The 19,774-nt window shown below is 50.8% G+C and carries 20 protein-coding genes and 2 pseudogenes; 7 read left to right on the top strand and 15 right to left on the bottom strand.

All coding sequences use genetic code 11. The features are described 5' to 3' along the window. Nucleotides 1–22: 22 nt before the first annotated feature. The 9 genes and pseudogenes from osmB to J1G48_RS12100 all read right to left on the bottom strand — a co-directional run bounded on the left by osmB (nucleotide 23) and on the right by J1G48_RS12100 (nucleotide 8,598). Nucleotides 23–241, bottom strand: coding sequence for an osmotically-inducible lipoprotein OsmB (gene osmB, locus J1G48_RS12135; RefSeq protein WP_000481166.1), 219 nt, complete (start codon nucleotides 239–241; stop codon nucleotides 23–25). A gap of 258 nt (nucleotides 242–499) precedes the next feature. Further along, complete coding sequence (locus tag J1G48_RS12130) at nucleotides 500–1,252, bottom strand: DNA-binding transcriptional regulator YciT (protein ID WP_001088593.1); 753 nt, start codon at nucleotides 1,250–1,252, stop codon at nucleotides 500–502. 86 nt (nucleotides 1,253–1,338) lie between these two features. Further along, entirely contained in the window at nucleotides 1,339–1,518 is a 180-nt protein-coding gene (locus J1G48_RS12125) for a hypothetical protein (protein ID WP_001279854.1), read from the bottom strand. Between the two features lie 121 nt (nucleotides 1,519–1,639). After that, nucleotides 1,640–3,622, bottom strand: a complete 1,983-nt coding sequence (gene pdeR, locus J1G48_RS12120; protein ID WP_001675620.1) for a cyclic di-GMP phosphodiesterase — start codon at nucleotides 3,620–3,622, stop codon at nucleotides 1,640–1,642. A 261-nt stretch (nucleotides 3,623–3,883) separates the two neighbouring features. Continuing rightward, nucleotides 3,884–5,818, bottom strand: a complete 1,935-nt coding sequence (locus J1G48_RS12115; RefSeq protein ID WP_000485048.1) for an exoribonuclease II — start codon at nucleotides 5,816–5,818, stop codon at nucleotides 3,884–3,886. A 244-nt stretch (nucleotides 5,819–6,062) separates the two neighbouring features. Further along, nucleotides 6,063–7,040, bottom strand: a pseudogene (locus tag J1G48_RS12110) (CMD domain-containing protein); the annotation flags it as partial. Nucleotides 7,041–7,239: 199 nt separating this feature from the next. Beyond that, the gene (gene fabI / locus J1G48_RS12105; RefSeq protein ID WP_000506501.1) at nucleotides 7,240–8,028 is read right to left on the bottom strand and encodes an enoyl-ACP reductase FabI; all 789 of its coding nucleotides are present in this window, start codon (nucleotides 8,026–8,028) and stop codon (nucleotides 7,240–7,242) included. 117 nt (nucleotides 8,029–8,145) lie between these two features. Then, nucleotides 8,146–8,444, bottom strand: a pseudogene (locus J1G48_RS23330) (hypothetical protein). Further along, nucleotides 8,419–8,598, bottom strand: coding sequence for a hypothetical protein (locus tag J1G48_RS12100; RefSeq protein WP_014341090.1), 180 nt, complete (start codon nucleotides 8,596–8,598; stop codon nucleotides 8,419–8,421). The pseudogene J1G48_RS23330 and the gene J1G48_RS12100 overlap by 26 nt, the downstream one beginning before the upstream one ends. Nucleotides 8,599–8,632: 34 nt before the next feature. Between J1G48_RS12100 and steC the strand changes: the two genes are divergently transcribed. Further along, a complete protein-coding gene (steC, locus tag J1G48_RS12095; protein ID WP_001116913.1) occupies nucleotides 8,633–10,006 on the top strand; it encodes an SPI-2 type III secretion system effector kinase SteC in 1,374 nt (457 codons plus the stop codon). 466 nt (nucleotides 10,007–10,472) lie between these two features. Next, complete coding sequence (locus J1G48_RS12090) at nucleotides 10,473–11,180, top strand: diguanylate phosphodiesterase (protein ID WP_001268405.1); 708 nt, start codon at nucleotides 10,473–10,475, stop codon at nucleotides 11,178–11,180. A 15-nt stretch (nucleotides 11,181–11,195) separates the two neighbouring features. On the opposite strand, the gene sapF is transcribed toward J1G48_RS12090, so the two are convergent. The 6 genes from sapF to pspF all read right to left on the bottom strand — a co-directional run bounded on the left by sapF (nucleotide 11,196) and on the right by pspF (nucleotide 17,576). Further along, nucleotides 11,196–12,002, bottom strand: a complete 807-nt coding sequence (sapF, locus tag J1G48_RS12085) for a peptide ABC transporter ATP-binding protein SapF (RefSeq protein ID WP_000230462.1) — start codon at nucleotides 12,000–12,002, stop codon at nucleotides 11,196–11,198. Between the two features lies 1 nt (nucleotide 12,003). Then, complete coding sequence (gene sapD / locus J1G48_RS12080; protein WP_001128869.1) at nucleotides 12,004–12,996, bottom strand: peptide ABC transporter ATP-binding protein SapD; 993 nt, start codon at nucleotides 12,994–12,996, stop codon at nucleotides 12,004–12,006. Next, entirely contained in the window at nucleotides 12,996–13,886 is an 891-nt protein-coding gene (sapC, locus tag J1G48_RS12075; protein WP_001146150.1) for a peptide ABC transporter permease SapC, read from the bottom strand. Before sapC ends, sapD begins: the two co-directional genes overlap by 1 nt. Further along, on the bottom strand, nucleotides 13,873–14,838 hold the full coding sequence (sapB, locus tag J1G48_RS12070; protein ID WP_000583297.1) for a peptide ABC transporter permease SapB: 966 nt from the start codon (nucleotides 14,836–14,838) through the stop codon (nucleotides 13,873–13,875). Before sapB ends, sapC begins: the two co-directional genes overlap by 14 nt. After that, nucleotides 14,835–16,484 carry a peptide ABC transporter substrate-binding protein SapA gene (gene sapA, locus J1G48_RS12065; RefSeq protein ID WP_001241620.1) on the bottom strand — a complete coding sequence of 550 codons (1,650 nt, stop codon included), beginning with the start codon at nucleotides 16,482–16,484 and terminating at the stop codon, nucleotides 14,835–14,837. The genes sapB and sapA overlap by 4 nt, the downstream gene beginning before the upstream one ends. A gap of 111 nt (nucleotides 16,485–16,595) precedes the next feature. After that, nucleotides 16,596–17,576 (bottom strand): phage shock protein operon transcriptional activator, encoded by a 981-nt coding sequence (pspF, locus tag J1G48_RS12060; protein ID WP_001676912.1) that lies wholly within the window; start codon nucleotides 17,574–17,576, stop codon nucleotides 16,596–16,598. Nucleotides 17,577–17,746: 170 nt separating this feature from the next. Between pspF and pspA the strand changes: the two genes are divergently transcribed. The 5 genes from pspA (at nucleotide 17,747) to pspE (ending at nucleotide 19,683) form a co-directional block, all read left to right on the top strand. Continuing rightward, nucleotides 17,747–18,409 carry a phage shock protein PspA gene (pspA, locus tag J1G48_RS12055; RefSeq protein ID WP_000511011.1) on the top strand — a complete coding sequence of 221 codons (663 nt, stop codon included), beginning with the start codon at nucleotides 17,747–17,749 and terminating at the stop codon, nucleotides 18,407–18,409. 59 nt (nucleotides 18,410–18,468) lie between these two features. Then, entirely contained in the window at nucleotides 18,469–18,693 is a 225-nt protein-coding gene (pspB, locus tag J1G48_RS12050; RefSeq protein WP_001274953.1) for an envelope stress response membrane protein PspB, read from the top strand. Continuing rightward, the gene (pspC, locus tag J1G48_RS12045) at nucleotides 18,693–19,052 is read left to right on the top strand and encodes an envelope stress response membrane protein PspC (protein WP_000508938.1); all 360 of its coding nucleotides are present in this window, start codon (nucleotides 18,693–18,695) and stop codon (nucleotides 19,050–19,052) included. Before pspB ends, pspC begins: the two co-directional genes overlap by 1 nt. A gap of 22 nt (nucleotides 19,053–19,074) precedes the next feature. After that, a complete protein-coding gene (pspD, locus tag J1G48_RS12040; RefSeq protein WP_001097610.1) occupies nucleotides 19,075–19,293 on the top strand; it encodes a phage shock protein PspD in 219 nt (72 codons plus the stop codon). Nucleotides 19,294–19,368: 75 nt separating this feature from the next. Continuing rightward, a complete protein-coding gene (gene pspE, locus J1G48_RS12035; RefSeq protein ID WP_000913432.1) occupies nucleotides 19,369–19,683 on the top strand; it encodes a thiosulfate sulfurtransferase PspE in 315 nt (104 codons plus the stop codon). Nucleotides 19,684–19,774 lie beyond the last annotated feature (91 nt).

The following is a 19,774-nucleotide window of genomic DNA, read 5'->3' as shown; positions in this document are numbered from 1 at the left end:
GTTCAATATTTAAACGTCTGGATTATTTTCCAACCTGGTGACCAATCACGCCGCCGACCGCCGCGCCGCCCAGGGTGCCTAATGTACTGCCGTCCGTTAACACTGCGCCGCCTAACGCCCCCGCACCTGCGCCAATAGCCGTGTTGCGATCGCGCTTGGACCAGTTTGAGCAGGCGCTCAGAGACATTGCTACGGTGATTGCCAGCACAGCAGCGGCCATTTTTTTGCTCGTCATAAACATAATACTCTCTCCTGAATTAACGATTCACGGAATTAAGCTCACTATAACTATAGTTAAAATAAAACCTGTTAAGAGATTTTCCGTAAAACCTGATTGCGCAGGGGTATATCACGCAGGTGATAGTCACTTCCTGTTATTTCGCTAATATTAATTTTACGACGTTACGCTCGTTACAACAGGTAAATAGTCTTAATTGGGATGTCAGAAAAGTCTTAGAGAGAGGATGATTTGCCATAGGGCAAACCATCGGGAAATATTTTAAACGGATGAGCCAATAACATTGACTAGCAGCCCCGCATGTTCTAACTGCATTTGATCGCTGGCGGAAATTTTGGAATCCGTAATGACACGATGGAAGCGAGAGAGCGGGCCCAGGGGATAGGGATGCACACAGCCAAATTTGGAGCTGTCGGTGAGGACAATCGCTTCTGAGCCTTTTTCCAGAACAGCGTTAACCACATCCGATCGCATCATGTCGCGTCCGGTAAAACCGGTATCAGCCTGCCAGCCATCAATACCGATAAATGCTTTGCTGAAATGCACTTGATGGATAAACTGTCGCGTCAACGGCCCTACCATGCTTTCACTTTTTTTCTGATAGATTCCACCGAGGAGAATGACTTCGCAAGGGGTCTCTTTGAGCAGGTGCGCGATATAACTGCTCACGGTGATGATCGTGACATCTTTTTGTTCCGCCAGCGTCCGGGCCAATAGCGCATTGCTGCTGCCATTTTCAATAAAAACGGATTCCCCTGGACTGACCAGCGAGGCGGCGAACTCCGCCAGTCGGCGTTTTAGCGTGTAGTTCGTCATCATGCGAGTCTCTACGTCATCGCTCTCAAGCGAAACGGCGAAACCGTGCGCACGGCGTAAATAGCTCTGCTTTTCCAGGGTATTCAGATCCTGACGAATCGTGACTTCAGATACGCCGGTAATTTTCGCCAGTTCAGCAACGCTCATCTGGCCTTTATCAACCACCATTTGCAAAATTGATTGTTGTCGGGAGTTCATAGTATTAATTTTATTCGTTAAGAGGAGTCAACAGACAGTCAGAGAGCCGGGAAGGGCTAACGGCCATCCCGGACAAATAATCGCTATCAGATTTCCCAGGGCGACCCGGGAGCCTGGGATGGCGAGATACCGTCTTTAACCTGATCTAACAGCTCTGCTCTCAATATTTCAAGGTTATTGATGGCCGAGTGGTAATCGCCAGCAACAAGGATATCCAGCACGGTATCAATGCGTGCGGCAATTCGTTGTGCTTCGATATCAGACATGTTTGTCATCCTTAATGTCAGAAAAGGTTTCAATTCATGATGCAGAAATTAATCTGAAAAGAGAAGGGAAAAATAGGGCTATGCCTGTCTGCACAGGCTGTTCTCCCTATTATCGCCGCCATTAACGCATTTTTTTCGTCTGATAACGTTTGTACCAGCGTTCAAAAGAAACGGCGGGCATAGGTTTGGCGAATAAAAAGCCCTGTCGTTCATTGACGCCGTTTTTTGTCAGGAAGGCATCTTCTTTAGCATTTTCTACGCCTTCGGCAATCACTTGTAAATTTAGCGCCTGAGCCACCGCGACAATCGCCCGAACCAGAGATTGCGACAGCGGTTGCTTATGGATATCTCTGACGAAAGCCTGATCCAGTTTAACGGCATCAATAGGGAACCGGGCGAGTTGAGAAAGCGAAGAATACCCGGTGCCAAAATCATCCAGATGAATCTGGGCGCCGAGCTGACTAAATTGCTGGATAACCGATAGCGCCAGCGTGTCGTTTTCGATCAGGCAGCTTTCCGTTAGCTCGACATCGATCGGGCAATACTCAAAATTCAGATCGTACAAAGCCTGTTTAAGCGCAGTAAAAAGCGTCTGGTCGGCCAGTTGTCGCGCCGAAAAGTTAACGGCTACGCGCAAGTTAATCCCCTTATCGCGCCATCTCGCAATCTGGCGAACCACATCCAGAATCACCCAGCGGCCCAGCGGGACGATGAGTCCTGACTCTTCGGCGTATGAGATGAACTCCAGCGGCGGAATTAATCCGCGTTCCGGCGATTGCCAGCGTACCAGCGCTTCCAGGCTACGTACTTCGCCGCGCCAGGTAATTTTGGGCTGATAGTGAATAAGTAACTGGTCGTTTTCCAGCGCTTTTCGCAGGTTTGTATCCAGCCAGTGATAGTCAAATACGCGCTGATTCATTTCCGGCGAAAAAACGCAGAACTGACCGCGGCCGCCTTCTTTGGCGTTATACATTGCGGTGTCGGCAGTGCGAATGAGACTGTCGCTGTCCTGTCCGTGCCGGGGGGCCAACGAAATGCCAATGGCGCATCCCGTGTAAACTTCAATGAGTCCAATACGAAACGGTTGCCGCAGACGGGTAAGGATTCGTGAGGCTACTGCTTCCAGCGCGGCCTGAGACGTATGGGCAGCGAGGACAATGAATTCATCTCCCCCCAGTCTGGCCAGCAATTGATCTTCCTCCAGACAACTCAACAGCGCCAGCGAAACGGCCTGTAAGAGCTGATCGCCAAACATATGCCCATAGGCGTCATTAATTTTCTTGAAGTTATCCAGATCGAGATAAACGATACCCACTTGCGACTCGCCAGCCGAGGCAATAGCATGATTAATAAATTCATGGATCGCATTGCGATTGGGCAGGCCGGTGACGGTGTCTGTATTCGCCAGTATGCGTAAACGCTCCTGAGCCCGCCTTTCTTCGGTGATATCCGTGCCTGCGCAGATCAGGAAAATTTCGTTTTTTCCGCTACCGTTATGGACAAATTTATTACGAAATAAGAACAGGCGTTGGCCTTTACGGGTCTTTATCCAGCGTTCGATTTCATAGGCATTGCCATTGCGAAAAAAATTCTCAATGTAGTGCCGGGAGGCAACCGCCTCCCGGCGACTCATAAATAATTTAAAGACGCTTTGACCAATTACATCTCGCTCTTTTAAGCCCGTGTACTCTTCGCATAACCGATTAAATCGACAGATTTTTCCCCGACTATCCAGTATCGCAATGACTGAGTTGGCTTCTGATACGATTTGCTCGGCAAAAGAGAGCTCCTGCGCCTGCGTTGGCGCGACGGCAGGCGTATCAGGCCAGGTTGCCAGGCTGCCAGCCCATTCACGGTTATTAATCTTACGGCCTACCAGGTGCACAGCGGTAACCTGTTTTTCTATCAACAACGTTATCAGCAGACTGGACGTAATCGCCGTTATTTCCCGGATACGCCCGGCTTGCTCCGGCGATAGCTCGACCGTTTTTTCTGTATCCGTTTCACCTGTCGGGGAGAGATACAGCACGTTGCGGTCATCAGCCAGACGCCAGTGAGAGTGAAGGGGATTTAGCGCCGTTTGTTCCTGAATCTGTTTCATCATGCGTACCATCCCATTTAAGCGCCAGGTGCCCGAAAAGAAAGGTTAGCCATGTTATACATAAGGGTAATTATGGCTGAACGTATTGTTTTATCTATGTATTCATATGTAATCCAGATTCTGGAAAAAGCATAGTCGCCAGCTAAAAATAACAAGAAATGGGGCGCTTGAATAAGATTAAACTTAGAGCATGACGGAAGGGAGAAGAAGAAAAGAAACGGCCTTTGCCTTCTCAGCAAAGGCCGTTGAGCGAGCTAAGCGTGGTTACGCTGCCGGTCGGGCAATAATGCTGCGGGTTTCCATGCGAACTTCCGCAATAGTGACATCAATGACATCCGTCACTTTATAAACCGTCTCACCTTTAATCTGTACCGTACCGTTTTCCTGGCTGCATACCAGTTCATCGCGAACGGCGTGCAGGAACGGGGCAGGGATAAAGGCGATAGCGCCGTTATCGACCAGTCGCACACGCATACCACCGCGGCTGACGTCAATAATTTCTGCCGCGAAACGGGTATTTGTCCCCGCCTTATCGTTAAGGAAGCGTGCATATAACCAGTCGCCGACATCGCGCTCCGCCATGCGGTTCAGGCGACGGCGTTCCGCCATTTGCTGGGTGATATCTTCCTGCGGACGCGCAATAGCCTCCCCCTTGATGACCGCTTTCAGCAGGCGATGGTTAATCATATCGCCATACTTACGGATAGGAGAGGTCCAGGTGGCGTAAGCCTCAAGACCAAGACCGAAATGCGGCCCCGGCTCGGTGCTGATTTCCGCAAAAGACTGGAAGCGACGAATGCGGCTGTCAAGGAAACCGGAGGGCTGCGCATCCAGTTCGCGACGCAGTTTACAGAAGCCTTCCAGCGTCAGCACCTCTTCGGCATCGACATGCAGACCATGCGTTTTCAGCAGCGCGGCCAGCGCGTCGGCATTCGCGGGATCGAAGCCCGTATGTACGTTGTAAATACCGAAACCGAGCTTATCGCGCAGTACGCGCGCGGCGCAAAGGTTAGCGGCGATCATCGACTCTTCTACGATACGGTTAGCGATACGGCGCGGTTCCGCCACAATATCCAGTACTTCGCCTTTTTCGCCAAGCACAAAGCGGTAATCCGGGCGGTCTTTAAAGACTAACGCATGATGATGACGCCACTCACTGCGGCTTAGGCAAATACGGTGCAACAGACGAATCTGGTGGGCAATGCCTTCGTTATCCGGCTGCCAGGTGCCGTTATTTTCCAGCCAGTCGGAGACATTGTCGTACGCCAGCTTGGCCTTCGATTCGATGGTGGCCGCAAAAAAGGCGATATCATCGTCAATGGTGCCGTCCGCGGAGATTATCATGCGACAGGCGAGCGCCGGACGCACTTCGTTGGCGCGCAGTGAGCACAGATCGTCAGACAGCTCACGTGGCAGCATAGGAATATTGAAGCCCGGCAGGTAGTTGGTGAAGGCGCGAATTTTCGCGGCGTTATCCAGCTTACTGCCTTCGGCAATCCAGGCGGTAGGATCGGCGATAGCCACCGTAAGCTGGAGTCTGCCGTCCGCTAATTCCTCAGCATATAGCGCGTCATCCATATCTTCAGTGCTGGCGCTATCGATAGTGACGAAATTCAGCGCGGTCAGATCCTGACGCTCCAGCCCTTCGTCCAGCATCTCCGTCGCTACGCCGTTCGGCGCTTCTTTTTCCAGGTTATGGCGGGCAAGCGTAACCCACCAGGGAACAAAGTGATCGTCGGCAAAGGTGATGTACTGCGTTAAATCGGCGTAAAACGAACGGTCGCCTTTAAGCGGATGGCGGCGCATTTCGGCAACCGCCCAGTCACCTTCTTTGAACTCATGCTGAACGCCGCGCGCGGCGCGGCAGGGAATCGCGTCTTTCAGCAACGGATGATCCGGCACGATGGACAGGCGGTCATTTTTACCCTGAACTTTTCCCACAAAACGCGTCAGGAACGGTTCGATCAGTTCTTCCGGCTCGGCAGACTCACGTTCTTTTTCCGTGTGGATGACCGCGACGATACGATCGCCATGCATCACTTTTTTCATCTGCGGCGGAGGAATGAAATAGCTTTTTTGCGCGTCAACCTCAAGGAAGCCAAAGCCTTTTTCCGTGGCTTTTACGACCCCTTCAGCGCGCGGCGTCTGGGAATGCAGTTGCTGTTTAAGCTGCGCTAGCAGCGGGTTGTCCTGAAACATATTCGTCTATTTTCGTAGCCAAAAGAGCGGCTGACAGTTTTACGCGATTCTGCCTGGCGCAGCAAGCGCTCTTTCAGTAATGGATGAGTTAATAGGTTTCGCCCAACGCGATTTTTAAACGATTTAACCATCCGCACACGCCGCACCAGCCTAACATATTAATGGCCTGCTCCGATGAAACTCCCCTGGTGAGTAGCGGGAAAAAATGCGCGGCGCTAAAGCGATCGGGCGCTCTGGTGAGCCATTGTATCGCCTGTGTCAGCGCAGGCTCAAGTTCCCAACGAGCGATGTCGTCGTCTTCCTGGCGTAACGTGATGACAGCGCGACGCCACGCGCCAGGTTGGGTTGCCTGTTCGTTAAAGCAGGCGGCGCTGCCGTTGATACGTGATGTGAGGAGCGTGATAAGTGGAAGTAAAGAAGGGGGCGATGCAGTGTGTAATGTGCTGGTCAGTATGCGTTCGAGTAACGCGAATGAAGACGGATCGCGCATGAGTACCGGCGCCATCATTTGGCATTGTGAAGACGAATATTGCCGCCGAACTTTGGTATGGGCTGGAGGATATTCTACCAGACTGGCGGCGGGCCGCCATATCGTCTGGGGGTTTTGAAACCGCGCGGCCCTGGCAAAGCGCTGCATCTCCTGGCCGGGCAGTTCGCGCACGGGCAGACGGCAAAACGCCTGAAATATCGCCGCTACCCGCGCCTGAAAACCGATAAACCCAATGATCTGATTGATGAGTACGGTATCCCGGGCGGTTAATCCCACCTCTGCAAGCTGTTCGCGGGCTCGCGTATTGATAACGGAGGGGGAGCCGGCAAGCTGACGAGCGTATTGCGTAATTTGCGCCAGCCGTTGATTGCTCTCTCTTGAGGCATCAGGGCCAGGTAGCGGCGCCAGACGCGCGGCATAATAGCGGCACAAACGCTGAACCCCAAATACCTGAGCGGCGGTCAGCGCGGTGCTCATACGTTCATAGGTGCTAAACGTATGAAGCCGGTCGTTGAGAACCGTGCGGGGAAATAAGACATCCGCCAACTGGTGAGCGGGCTTTAACCATGACTCAAAAGGCGTCAACGCGGTTTCTGATACCGTTAAATCCAGTAAAAAACGATCGTTAACATACGCGGCTTCCGGCATCAGCGAAAGCGGGGGTTGTGACGACATAGTGGATTGTGTTTCATGATACCAGTGGCTTTTACCCGCTTTTCGGCATTGTTCCATAGGGTTTCCCGAGGATGAAATGGCGATCGATAATGATTCGGCGTCGGATCGTTTATGCTGGATTATCCTGGCGTATGCGGGAAAGGGATGAAAGATTGTTAGGTGATAACAAATATCAGAACGCTATATAACGAGATGAGCGGTGAGTGAGGGGAATGGGGCAGCACAGCCGTGCCGCCCGCTAATAAACTTAATGCGCTTACTTCAGTTCCAGTTCATTCATTGCCGCAATGCTGAACCCGCCGTCAACATGGACGACTTCGCCAGAAATGCCTGCCGAGAGATCGGAACACAGAAACGCCGCTGAGTTACCCACATCTTCAATGGTCACGGTGCGACGAATTGGCGTAACGGCTTCACAATGCGCCAGCATTTTACGGAAGTCTTTAATACCGGACGCCGCCAGCGTGCGGATTGGACCCGCAGAGATGGCGTTGACGCGAACGCCTTCCGGCCCCATTGCATTTGCCATATAACGCACGTTGGCTTCCAGAGAGGCTTTCGCCAGACCCATGACATTGTAGTTCGGGATGGCGCGCTCCGCTCCCAGATAAGACAAGGTCAACAGCGCAGAACCCGGATTCAGCATGGTGCGGCAGGCTTTCGCCATGGCAACAAAGCTGTAAGAGCTAATATCGTGAGCGATTTTAAAGCCTTCGCGGGTAACCGCATTAACATAATCGCCGTCCAGCTGATCGCCAGGCGCGAAACCGATCGAGTGTACAAAACCGTCAAATTTCGGCCAAACGTTACCCAGCTCCGCAAACATAGCGTCAATGCTGGCATCTTCAGCGACATCACACGGTAAAACGATGCTGGAACCCAGCTGGGCAGCAAATTCTTCTACGCGGCCTTTCAGTTTGTCGTTCTGGTAGGTGAACGCCAGTTCAGCTCCTTCGCGGTGCATCGCCTGTGCGATACCGTAGGCGATGGACAGTTTACTGGCCACGCCAGTGACCAGAATGCGCTTACCGGAAAGAAAACCCATAGCTTTAATCCTTATAGTCATTGCTTATTTTTTGCTTTTACGAACAATGGTTAACAGCAACTTTTCAACATTATTCGAAATTAGTCTGAAATTATATCCCACTCCTGGCCCCGTGTGTCACGCTATTTTTCCGCCGCTATCTCCGGCAGGTGACGTTCTAAAACCACACGGTAACGAAGCCCCTGAGGATTTTGAGCACTCCCAGGGCCAAACTGGCAAATCAAAGAGTCTAATGGGACAGGCCCTAGGGTGCAGTATACCAGCTGGTGTAAGGTTCGCCTCATCCAACCAGAGACACCGGGACGGATAGCAAGTACGATAGCGATGCGCTTTCCACCAGACAAATAAAGGTTCTGTAGGAAGCCTGAATATTCATCCAAATGGTTTACCTCACCTATTAGCGGTGTTATGGACATGTAATTTTAACCAGCAAATGCTTAACAAAAATAATTTCTTTTTTAAGCGCTGAAGGTTTTCTCTATTTATTGATGCAGAGTAATACTGAATATGAAAAATTTTGGAAATCAGGTGATTACAGTAGTTACAAACCAGGTTTTTATATGTTTGCATGTGTATTATAATAAATTTTCAGAGGATGAGACATATGCCGTTTACATTTCATATCGGAAATCATAGTTGCCAGATATCAGAAAGGTATTTAAGAGATATCATCGATAATAAAAGAGAACATGTTTTTTCAACGTGTGAGAAATTTATAGATTTTTTCAGGAATATATTTACCAGGCGAAGTTTAATTTCTGATTATAGAGAAATCTATAATCTACTGTGCCAAAAAAAAGAGCATCCCGATATTAAAGGGCCTTTCTCTCCAGGACCATTTTCGAAGCGAGATGAAGACTGTACACGATGGCGCCCCCTTCTTGGATATATTAAACTTATTGATGCCTCCAGACCTGAAACAATAGATAAATACACTGTAGAGGTATTAGCACATCAAGAAAATATGTTACTACTACAGATGTTTTACGATGGAGTATTAGTGACCGAGACGGAGTGTTCTGAACGTTGCGTCGATTTTTTAAAAGAAACGATGTTTAATTATAATAACGGGGAAATTACGCTTGCCGCTTTGGGTAATGATAATCTACCGCCGAGCGAGGCAGGTAGTAATGGAATCTATGAGGCTTTTGAGCAACGTTTGATAGGCTTCCTGACCACGCCCGCCACGGCGTCTGGTGATGAGAGCGGCGCTATTGATCAGACGGATGCATCACAACCAGCGGCAATAGAGGCGTTTATTAACTCGCCGGAGTTTCAGAAAAATATTCGCATGCGTGATATTGAAAAAAATAAAATAGGTAGCGGAAGTTATGGGACAGTCTATCGGTTACATGATGACTTTGTTGTTAAGATTCCAATTAATGAGCGGGGAATAAAAGTGGATGTTAACTCTCAGGAACATCGTAATTGTCATCCTGAGCGTGTCAGTAAGTATTTGAATATGGCCAATGGCGACAAGAATTTTTCTCGTTCGGCCATCATGAATATTAATGGTAAAGACGTTACGGTTTTAGTTTCAAAATATATTCAAGGTCAGGAGTTCGATGTTGAAGATGAAGATAACTATCGAATGGCGGAGGCGCTTCTTAAATCCCGGGGGGTTTATATGCATGATATAAATATCTTAGGTAATATTCTGGTTAAAGAGGGGGTTCTTTTCTTTGTGGATGGCGATCAAATCGTGTTATCACAAGAATCACGGCAACAGCGAAGCGTTTCTCTTGCAACAAGGCAACTGGAAGAGCAAATTAAGGCCCATCACATGATAAAATTAAAGCGGGCCGAGACCGAAGGAAATACTGAAGATGTTGAATATTATAAGTCACTTATTACGGATCTTGATGCGTTAATCGGAGAGGAAGAACAGACACCTGCGCCAGGAAGACGTTTTAAACTAGCCGCGCCGGAGGAAGGGACTCTTGTGGCTAAGGTATTAAAGGATGAATTAAAAAAATAGCATTTAGTTCCGTTCTTTTCTGCGAATCGCCGGGGGCACATTCGCTACAGATTTACCGATCAATTATTGAGAGTTGCTATTCGCTTAAAGGTCGTTCGGGGGATCTGGACAGCCTGTAGCGGAGATGCAACTCGCCACTAGGGTTGGCGATGCCGCGCTGCCATAGTGGGTGAAATGCCTCGCAATGGTGTAACAACATTAACTCGCCTTGATTTTTCCCCTCTGCCTGACAAGAAAAACCTGGCTTTACGGATGGTCTCATGCCGTCGTATTAGCGTTGTTCGGCGTAGTATGTAAATTTCCTTATAGCAATAGAGGAACATTCTCAAAACATAAAATTAGCAAGTTATCATGAAGTTAACATATATTGTTTTTTTCGATCATTTTTTATATATTGATCGTTTTTATTGATTGATTTGCGTTAAAAGCGCATTATCAGGGAGTTAAGATCAAGTGGAGTGGTCACATGCGCTATTTTTTTATGGCAGAGCCGATAAGGGCAATGGAGGGGGATTTACTGGGTGTCGAAATCACTACCCATTTTGCATCGTCGCCCGCTCGTCCGCTACACCCTGAGTTTGTTATCTCGTCATGGGACAATTCGCAGAAGCGCCGTTTTCTGCTTGATCTGTTGCGGACAATCGCGGCCAAACATGGCTGGTTTCTACGCCACGGCCTATTCTGTATCGTAAATATTGATCGGGGTATGGCGCAGCTTGTCCTTCAGGATAAAGATATTCGCGCATTACTACACGCCATGCTATTTGTGGAGCTGCAGGTCGCTGAACATTTTTCATGTCAAGATAACGCCTTAATCGATCCTTTAATACACGCGCTTCATAAGCAACCTAATCCATTATGGCTGGGCGACCTGGGCGTAGGGAATGCAACTGCTGTGCCATTAGTTTGCGGGTGTTTTAGCGGCGTAAAACTTGATCGCAGCTTTTTTGTCTCACAAATTGAAAAAATGACGTTTCCGCTGCTTGTCAAACATATCCGGCGTTATTGTGACAAGATCGTGGTGGGGGGCCAGGAAAACACACGCTATTTGCCGGTGTTAAAAACGGCAGGCATTTGGGCAACCCAGGGCACGTTATTTCCTTCCGTTGCGTTAGAAGAGGTTGAAACATTGCTGTTGGGCAGTCGCATGAACACCCTCAGAGAATCGAACTGAGGGTATTTGTTTCGCTTAGCGATCCTTTCGCCATGCGTCAGCGGTCAGCGCCTCGCCAAAATGGCCTGCGATTAAACGGCGGGTAAGCTCATGTAGCGGAGAGGCGAGCACATCGGCGGTGCTGCCGCGTTCAACCACTTCCCCCTGATGCATCACTAATACCTGATCGCTAATATGCTTCATCATGCCGATATGCTGCGTGACATAGATATAGGAGATGCCTTGCTTTTCCTGCAATTCAAGCATCAGATTGATGAGCTGCGAGCGCATGGACATATCAAGCGAAGCCAGCGCTTCGTCCGCGATAATGACTTTAGGGCGTAAAATCAGCGCGCGGGCCAGGCCCAGACGCTGTTTCTGCCCCGGCGCCAGCATATGCGGGTAGTAGCTCACGTGATCGGGCAATAGCCCCACCATACGCATCGTCTCGACAATCTGTTTGCGCCGCTGTTCCGGCTCCAGATCGGTATTAAGGCGCAGGGGGAAGTCAAGGATCTGCGAAATACGTTGACGTGGATTCAGTGACGTTGAGGGGTCCTGAAAAATCATTCGAATACGTTGGCTTCGAAACGAATAGTCGCCGTAATGCAGGGGATGATCGTCAATAAGAAGCTCGCCGCTGGTGGGTTCAATCATGCCGGCCAGCATCTTTGCCAGCGTGGATTTGCCGGAACCGTTTTCGCCGATAATGGCCAGGGTCTGACGCTCACGAAGCGTAAAGCTTAATGGTTTCACGGCGTCGACGGTCTGGCGGCGAAACCATCCTGTCCGGTAGCGAAAGGTTTTACTCAGGTTGCGCACTTCAAGCAGAGTTTCCACCATATCACTCTCTCTCCATATTCAGCGGAAAATGACAGGCATAGAGATGATTTTTCGCGCCGGTTAAGCGTGGCGTGATAATGCATTCTCGTTGCGCGTAAGGGCAGCGCGGCCCCAGACGACAACCTATCGGTAACTGCTCCAGTAGCGGGATCGCGCCCGGCAGCGTATTGAGACGGCTTTTATGCGGCATCGCGCTGCCAAAATCCGGAATCGCACGGATAAGCGCCTGCGTATAAGGATGATGTGGCGTCGTCACCAGATCTTTACTTGGCGCGGTTTCTACCGTCTGGCCGCAGTATAAAACGTTGATTTTGTCAGCCCACTGACTCAGCATTTGCAGGTCGTGGCTAATCAACAGAATGGTGGTATTACTGTTTTGATTCAGTCGCGTCAACAGGCGAAAAATTTGCGCCTGCGTCGTCGGTTCCATTGAGTTGGTGGGTTCATCAGCGATCAGGAGTCGCGGTTGATTCGCCAGCGCGATAGCGATCATAACTTTCTGACACTCGCCATCGGTCAGTTCATAGGGAAAACTGCGCATCGCGTCTTTATGATCTTTAATTCCCACCCGGTGCAGTAATTCAATTGCACGCCGTTTACGCCAGCCTAAACGCTGCCACCAGCGGCCTTTATAGGTCCAGGCGGGAATATTTTGCATTAACTGGCGGCCGACGCGTTCGGAAGGATCAAGGCACGACTGCGGCTCCTGGAAGATCATCGACACATTATGTCCGACCAGCTTACGCCGTTCACGTGAGGAGAGGCGCAGCAGATCGATATCATCAAAACGCATACGGTCGGCAGTGACTCGCCAGTTGTCTTTCGCGACGCCGCAAATAGCTTTAGCAATCAAGCTCTTTCCGGAACCCGATTCACCTACCAGGCCGCGAATTTCACCTTCGCTTAATGTCATACTGACGCGATCGACCGCTTTTACCCAACCTTCGCTGGTTTTAAATTCAATGGTGAGATTGCGGATATCCAGTAACGGCATTATTCCACCCCCGCAATAATCGCACGACGAATCCCATCTCCGAGCAGGTTTACCAGTAAAACACTGAGCGTTATCGCCGCGCCGGGTAGCATAACGGTCCACGGCGCGACATAGATTAGCTCCAGCGCATCCCCCAACATGGCGCCCCATTCAGGAGAGGGAAGCTGCGCGCCGAGATCTAAAAATCCCAGCGCGGCGATGTCCAGAATCGCCATCGACAGCGCCCGGGTAATTTCGGTGACCAGACCGGCGGTAATATTCGGTAAAATGGCGAACCACAGAATATTCAGCGTTGTCGCTCCATCCAGACGGGCGGCAATGACGTACTCTTTTTCCAGTTCATCATGCACCATGCTGTAGACGGAACGTACCATTCGCGGCAACAGGGCCAGCCAGACGGCAAACATCGCGTGTGACAGATGTGGGCCGGCAAATGCCACGACGATAATCGCCAGCAAGAGCGAAGGGATGGAAAGCAGCGTGTCCAGAATATGGTTCAGCACGGCAGAGCGTAAACCGTGCGTCGCGCCTGCCACTACGCCGAGGACTAATCCACATAGCGTAGCCGCCAGCGTTACGATAAACGCGCCGCCGACCGTGGGCGCCGCGCCGCTTAACAGGCGGCTCAGCACATCGCGCCCCAGATCGTCAGTCCCCAGAAAAAAGGAGACTTCGCCATAGCGTGACCAGGAGGGTGGCAGTAGCTGATAGCCCAGAAATTGCTGATCGATACCATAGGGCGCGATCCAGCCGCCAAAAATACACAGCAACGCCAGACCGGCGCATCCATACAGACCCACCATCGCAGGCGCGTCGCTATAAAATTTACGCCAGGCAGTGCGCAGGGTGCCTGGCGGGCGCTTTTCGCTGTATACGCTATCGTAAGGCATACCATTCCTTATGTTTCAGATGGTTAGCCATAGCACCCAAAATATCGGAAATCACATTGACCACAATAACCAGCGACCCAATGACCATCACGCCAGCGGAAATAGCGGCATAGTCCTGCTGACGAATGGCGTGAATTAACCATCGTCCCAGCCCAGGCCAGCTGAAAACCATTTCGGTAATCATCGCCAGCGTTAACATGGTTGAAAACTGCAGACCAAGACGGGGAATGACCGGCGGCAGCGCATTATGCAACACGTGACGGCGTAAAATCGTAAAGCGCGATAAGCCGCGCGTGGCCGCCGCTTTAACGTAGTTCTGATCGTAGACCTCAATAGTGCTGATTCGCATCAGGCGGATCACTTCTGTGGTCGGCGCGACGGAGAGCGTGAGCACCGGTAAAACCATATGCCGTATGGCGCTCATCACCATTTCATCACGCCATGGCGAATCTGAAATCCAGGCGTCAATGATGGCGAAACCGGTAACCGGTTTAACTTCATAAAGCAGGTCAAATCGCCCGGATACCGGCAGCCACCCCAGCGTGAGCGAAAAGAACAGTGTGAGCAGAAGCGCCAGCCAGAAAACCGGAATTGAGAAACCTAATAGCGCCAGCGCGCTGATAAAACGATCCGGCCATTTGCTACGCGTCACGCCAGCCAGCATCCCGACCGGGATGCCGACCATCAGCGCAAAACCAAAGGCGAGAATGCACAGCTCCATCGTGGCGGGAAACACCTCTTTAAGCTGTTCGGAGATCAGCTGGCCGTTAATGCTGGACACGCCAAAGTCCCAGTGCAGCAGACCGTTGAACCAGAAAACCCAGGCATTCCATAATGATGCGCCTTGTAGCGGCGCGTGCGGCGTAAAATAGCTCAGGCTAAAGCCGATAAAGGTCAGGAAGAATAGCGTCACCAGCAACAGCAATAACCGACGCAGGGTGAAGATAATCATGGTTTTTTCACCTCTTCGTGTTTTTCGCGGGAGACGCCGGCAAAAGACGCATTGCCGAACGGGCTTAACACCAGCCCTTTAATATCGTAGCGGTAAGCCTGCAGGCGTAGTGATGATGCCAGCGGCAGTATCGGCAGCTCTTTCTCCAGGATATTCTGCGCTTCCTCATATGCTTCTATGCGCGAAGCCAACTGCTGCGACGACAGTGCTTTACGCAGCACGCTGTCAAATTCAGGGTTACACCAGTGGGCGAAATTGGTTTGCGAATTGATGGCCGCACAGCTTAACAGTGGTCTGAAAAAGCTATCCGGATCGTTGCTGTCCGTGGCCCAGCCGGATAAGGTCAGATCGTGATTCATATCCATCAGGCGCGCCTCCTGAAAACGACCTTCAACCGGCACAATGACCACTTTTACGCCAACCTGCGCCATATCCGCCTGAATAAGCTCCGCCGTTTTTAGCGGACTTGGGTTCCAGGCCTGAGAACTGGTCGGCACCCAGAGATGCAGCGTAAGATTCTCAATGCCCAGCGCTTTTAGCTGTTCGCGCGATTTTTCCGGATTGTACTCCGTAATTTTGGCATCGTTATCGTAAGCCCATGAGGCTCTCGGTAAAATGGAGGCTGCGGTTTCCGCCGTGCCGTAATAAATCGACTGCATCAGACGCTGGTTGTTGATCGATAAGGCCAGCGCATGGCGCACTGCGGGATTATTCAACGGCGGCTTATCGGTGTTAAAGGCCAGATAGGCGATATTCATCCCCGGGCGCAACGTCAGACGTAAACGCGGATCGTCGCGTAAAATAGTTAGCTGGCTGGCGGCGGGCCAGGCCAGAACATCGCATTCACCGGTCAGTAATTTCGATAAACGCCCGGTACCGCCGGAGCCTAAATCCACTACCACTTGCGGCATCAGCGGTTTGCCGCGCCAAAACCCATCGTGGCGCTGGAGACGAATAAACTGTCCGGCACGGTACTCCGAAAGCTGGAAAGGCCCGGTGCCGACCGGTTGGCGGTCTAGCAGTTCCTGACGATCTTTTCGGCTAAGCTGCGCGGCGTACTCAGCGGACATGACGGAAGCGTAGTGTGTAGCCAGATGCCATAAAAAGGAGGCGTCTGGCTGCGTCAGGCGAAACTCAACGGTGTTATTGTCCAGCTTACGCACGCTTTTTACATTGTCGGCGAACTGTAGGCTATCAAAGTAGGGGAAGCTACTGCCGTTGATGTTATGCCACGGATGCCGACGATCAAAAATCCGCTGAAAGGTAAAGACGACATCATCAGCATTGAGTTTTCGGGTCGGCGTAAACCAGGCGGTTTTTTGAAAGGAAACGTCGCGGCGCAGGTGAAAACGGTACGTTGCCCCGTTATCCAGCACTTCCCAGCTTTCTGCCAGCTCTGGGACTAAACGATAAGTATAGGGATCGACATCCAACAGGCGGTCATATAACTGGGCTGCCAGGGTATCGACGATGAGGCCGCTGCTCGCTTTTTGCGGATTAAAGGTGTTGACCTGCCCGCTGACACAATACACAAAGCCGCTATCGCGAATATCTGCACTCGCAGTTTGTTCGGGCGCAGCCGCAGCCGTAGCCTGACTACTCAGTAGACCCGCTATCACGATCAGAGACGATAAAACCAGGCGCATAATAGTTAAGTTTTTGAAGTTCAATTTGCAAAGTGTATCGCACTTCGGCCCGCCACGTAAAAATGTCGGTGGATAACTGGCGTAAATGTCGTCAATTAGCCGGAGAAATAGCTAAAGCTGATGCTTTTTAAGCAAGGCGCGAAACTGGTGGTAGGTGAGTGCCAGCAAATCGGCGGCTCGTTTCTGGTTAAATTTCGCCTGTTGTAAGCTACGTTGCAGCAGCGCTTTTTCCTGTTGCAGTTGAAACTCCCGCAACTTGAGCGGCAGGTCAGGCGTGGCGGATGCCGCTGGCAGGGCGGGCGTGGGCGGTTCGGCGGAATGGCGTTGAAAAGGATCGATAACAATTTCATCCAAAGGATGTTCACTGCTGCCGTGGCGATACACTGAACGTTCGACTACGTTTTTCAGCTCGCGGACATTACCCGGCCAGGCGTAATGCAACAACGTTTCTTTTGCCCGATCGGTAAAACCGGGAAATAAGGGCAGACGTAGCTCACGACACATCTGAATAGCAAAATGCTCGGCTATCAGCATAATATCGCTTTGACGTTCGCGCAGCGGCGGCAGTTGTACAACGTCAAAAGCCAGCCTGTCGAGCAGATCGGCACGAAATGTTCCTTCCTTTACCATGGCGGGTAAATCGGCATTGGTGGCGCATACTAATCGCACATTAACCTGTAACGGCTGGCTGCCGCCGACGCGCTCTAGCTCGCCATATTCAATCACCCGCAGTAGCTTTTCCTGTACCAGCATTGGCGCTGTCGCCAGTTCATCCAAAAACAGCGTGCCGCCATCGGCGCGTTCAAAGCGACCGGGATGGCGTTTTTGCGCCCCGGTAAAAGCACCCGCTTCATGACCAAACAGTTCGGAGTCCAGCAGATTTTCGTTAAGCGCTGCGCAGTTAAGCGAGATAAGCGGCCCCTGCCAGCGTGAAGAGAGATAGTGCAGGCGATTGGCGATAAGTTCTTTACCCGTACCGCGTTCGCCAATAATCAGCACTGGCTTATCCAGCGGCGCGAGCCGGGAGACTTGTTCCAGTACTTCAAGAAAACGGTTTGCCTCGCCGAGCAGGTTATCTTTAAATTCAGCCATGATGAAAATCGCCACTTGTTAGTGTTTTTCACCACTTTATCCTTTTTTGCTGGCGAGGTAAAACGAAATAATTCCTTTACTATCAGTGGTATAAAAAGTTGGCACGCAAATTGTATTAACCATGTAGCAGGGCATCGCCCGTTATCAGAACATTATGTGAGGATTGAATTATGGGTATTTTTTCTCGTTTTGCCGACATCGTGAACGCCAATATCAATGCGTTGTTGGAAAAAGCGGAAGATCCGCAGAAGCTGGTGCGCCTGATGATTCAGGAGATGGAAGATACGCTGGTGGAGGTTCGCTCGAACTCCGCGCGTGCTTTAGCGGAAAAGAAACAGTTATCCCGTCGCATTGAACAGGCTACGGTTCAGCAGACCGAGTGGCAGGAAAAAGCGGAACTGGCTCTGCGCAAAGATAAAGACGATCTGGCGCGCGCCGCATTGATTGAAAAACAAAAGCTGACCGATTTAATTGCTACGCTTGAACAGGAAGTCACGCTGGTGGATGACACGCTGGCGCGCATGAAGAAAGAGATTGGCGAGCTGGAAAACAAACTCAGCGAAACACGCGCTCGCCAGCAGGCGCTGATGCTGCGTCATCAGGCGGCGAGTTCTTCCCGCGATGTCCGTCGTCAGCTTGACAGCGGCAAACTGGATGAAGCCATGGCGCGGTTTGAATCCTTTGAACGTCGTATCGATCAAATGGAAGCGGAAAGCCATCGTTTTGGTAAGCAGCAATCGCTGGACCAACAGTTTGCCAACCTGAAAGCCGATGATGAAATCAGCGAGCAGCTGGCGCAGTTGAAAGCCAAAATGAAGCAAGATAATCAATAATGACAATGGCGGCGCCGATACGCGCCGTCGCTCATCAGCTTTAGGTGTAAGGAGAACGCATGAGCGCGCTATTTTTGGCCATCCCGTTAACCATTTTTGTGTTGTTTGTGTTACCGATTTGGCTGTGGCTGCATTACAGCAACCGCGCCGGTCGGGGAGAACTGTCGCAAAGCGAGCAGCAACGCTTACTGCAACTCACAGACGATGCGCAACGTATGCGCGAGCGCATTCAGGCGCTGGAAGACATTCTTGATGCAGAGCATCCGAACTGGAGAGAGCGCTAATGGGTGGAATCAATCTGAATAAAAAACTATGGCGTATGCCGCAAAAGGGCATGGTGCGTGGCGTTTGCGCCGGGATCGCCGACTACCTTGATGTACCGGTAAAACTGGTGCGTATTCTGGTCGTGCTGTCGATTTTCTTTGGGCTGGCGTTTTTTACCGTAGTGGCCTATATCGTTCTGTCTTTTGTACTGGACCCTATGCCGGATAATCTGGCCGCAGGCAAACCGCAGCCGACCAGCGGCGAACTGCTGGATACCGTAGACAGAGAGCTTGCCGCAGGCGAAAAGCGTTTGCGAGAAATGGAACGCTACGTCACGTCAGATACGTTCACACTGCGTAGTCGTTTCCGTCAACTTTAAGTGTTATATCGGGAAGGTGAAGATGAATACTCGCTGGCAACGCGTCGGGCAGAAGGTGAAGCCCGGCTTCAAAATAGCAGGTAAGCTGGTTCTGTTGACCGCGTTACGCTACGGGCCTGCCGGCGTGGCGGGATGGGCGGTAAAATCCGTCGCCCGTCGTCCGCTAAAAATGTTGCTGGCGTTTGCGCTGGAGCCAGTACTTCGTAAGGCGGCGAATAAAATTTCGCAGCGTTACAAATAGCGAGTCTGGTCATAATATTTCGTTAAGCTCTGGCGTATAGTGTGTGCGAAATACATTACGTGTCAGGACGGAAGTATGTTGAAAAAAGGAATATTTGCGTTAGCGTTATTCGTAGCCATGCCGCTTTATGCCGCAGAATACTGGATAGATGTCCGCATTCCGGAACAATATCAGCGTGAGCATATTCAGGGCGCGATTAATATCCCATTGAAGGAGATTAAATCTCATATCGAAACGGTAGTTCCAGACAGGAACGATACGGTAAAGTTATATTGCAACTCCGGACGACAGTCGGGCATGGCAAAACAAATGTTGCTTGATATGGGGTATACGCACGCGATGAATATGGGCGGCATCAGTCGTCTTGATATGCCGAAAGTAAAAAAATAGATAATCTATTGCTCAATACTCATACTAACCGCGGCGCTTAATGCGCCGTTGTTGATCTCTCCGGGTAGTTGATAATAACGTTTTTGCACAT

This window comes from Salmonella sp. SAL-020, assembly GCF_017372215.1.
In the GTDB taxonomy this organism is placed as follows: Bacteria; Pseudomonadota; Gammaproteobacteria; order Enterobacterales; family Enterobacteriaceae; genus Salmonella; species Salmonella enterica.
The sequence above is the reverse complement of the archived record's forward strand: the minus strand, read 5'-3'. Positions and strand labels throughout refer to the sequence as shown.

Excerpts from the sequence above, each read along its gene's own strand:
- sapF (WP_000230462.1), bottom strand. The coding sequence starts at position 12,002 with ATGGTGGAAACTCTGCTTGAAGTGCGCAACCTGAGTAAAACCTTTCGC.
- pspE (WP_000913432.1), top strand. The coding sequence starts at position 19,369 with ATGTTGAAAAAAGGAATATTTGCGTTAGCGTTATTCGTAGCCATGCCG.
- pdeR (WP_001675620.1), bottom strand. The coding sequence starts at position 3,622 with ATGATGAAACAGATTCAGGAACAAACGGCGCTAAATCCCCTTCACTCT.
- sapB (WP_000583297.1), bottom strand. The coding sequence starts at position 14,838 with ATGATTATCTTCACCCTGCGTCGGTTATTGCTGTTGCTGGTGACGCTA.
- sapD (WP_001128869.1), bottom strand. The coding sequence starts at position 12,996 with ATGCCGTTACTGGATATCCGCAATCTCACCATTGAATTTAAAACCAGC.
- osmB (WP_000481166.1), bottom strand. The coding sequence starts at position 241 with ATGTTTATGACGAGCAAAAAAATGGCCGCTGCTGTGCTGGCAATCACC.
- J1G48_RS12115 (WP_000485048.1), bottom strand. The coding sequence starts at position 5,818 with ATGTTTCAGGACAACCCGCTGCTAGCGCAGCTTAAACAGCAACTGCAT.
- J1G48_RS12100 (WP_014341090.1), bottom strand. The coding sequence starts at position 8,598 with ATGCAAACATATAAAAACCTGGTTTGTAACTACTGTAATCACCTGATT.
- fabI (WP_000506501.1), bottom strand. The coding sequence starts at position 8,028 with ATGGGTTTTCTTTCCGGTAAGCGCATTCTGGTCACTGGCGTGGCCAGT.
- J1G48_RS12130 (WP_001088593.1), bottom strand. The coding sequence starts at position 1,252 with ATGAACTCCCGACAACAATCAATTTTGCAAATGGTGGTTGATAAAGGC.
- J1G48_RS12090 (WP_001268405.1), top strand. The coding sequence starts at position 10,473 with ATGCGCTATTTTTTTATGGCAGAGCCGATAAGGGCAATGGAGGGGGAT.
- steC (WP_001116913.1), top strand. The coding sequence starts at position 8,633 with ATGCCGTTTACATTTCATATCGGAAATCATAGTTGCCAGATATCAGAA.
- pspA (WP_000511011.1), top strand. The coding sequence starts at position 17,747 with ATGGGTATTTTTTCTCGTTTTGCCGACATCGTGAACGCCAATATCAAT.
- pspF (WP_001676912.1), bottom strand. The coding sequence starts at position 17,576 with ATGGCTGAATTTAAAGATAACCTGCTCGGCGAGGCAAACCGTTTTCTT.
- sapC (WP_001146150.1), bottom strand. The coding sequence starts at position 13,886 with ATGCCTTACGATAGCGTATACAGCGAAAAGCGCCCGCCAGGCACCCTG.
- sapA (WP_001241620.1), bottom strand. The coding sequence starts at position 16,484 with ATGCGCCTGGTTTTATCGTCTCTGATCGTGATAGCGGGTCTACTGAGT.
- pspC (WP_000508938.1), top strand. The coding sequence starts at position 18,693 with ATGGGTGGAATCAATCTGAATAAAAAACTATGGCGTATGCCGCAAAAG.
- J1G48_RS12125 (WP_001279854.1), bottom strand. The coding sequence starts at position 1,518 with ATGTCTGATATCGAAGCACAACGAATTGCCGCACGCATTGATACCGTG.
- pspB (WP_001274953.1), top strand. The coding sequence starts at position 18,469 with ATGAGCGCGCTATTTTTGGCCATCCCGTTAACCATTTTTGTGTTGTTT.
- pspD (WP_001097610.1), top strand. The coding sequence starts at position 19,075 with ATGAATACTCGCTGGCAACGCGTCGGGCAGAAGGTGAAGCCCGGCTTC.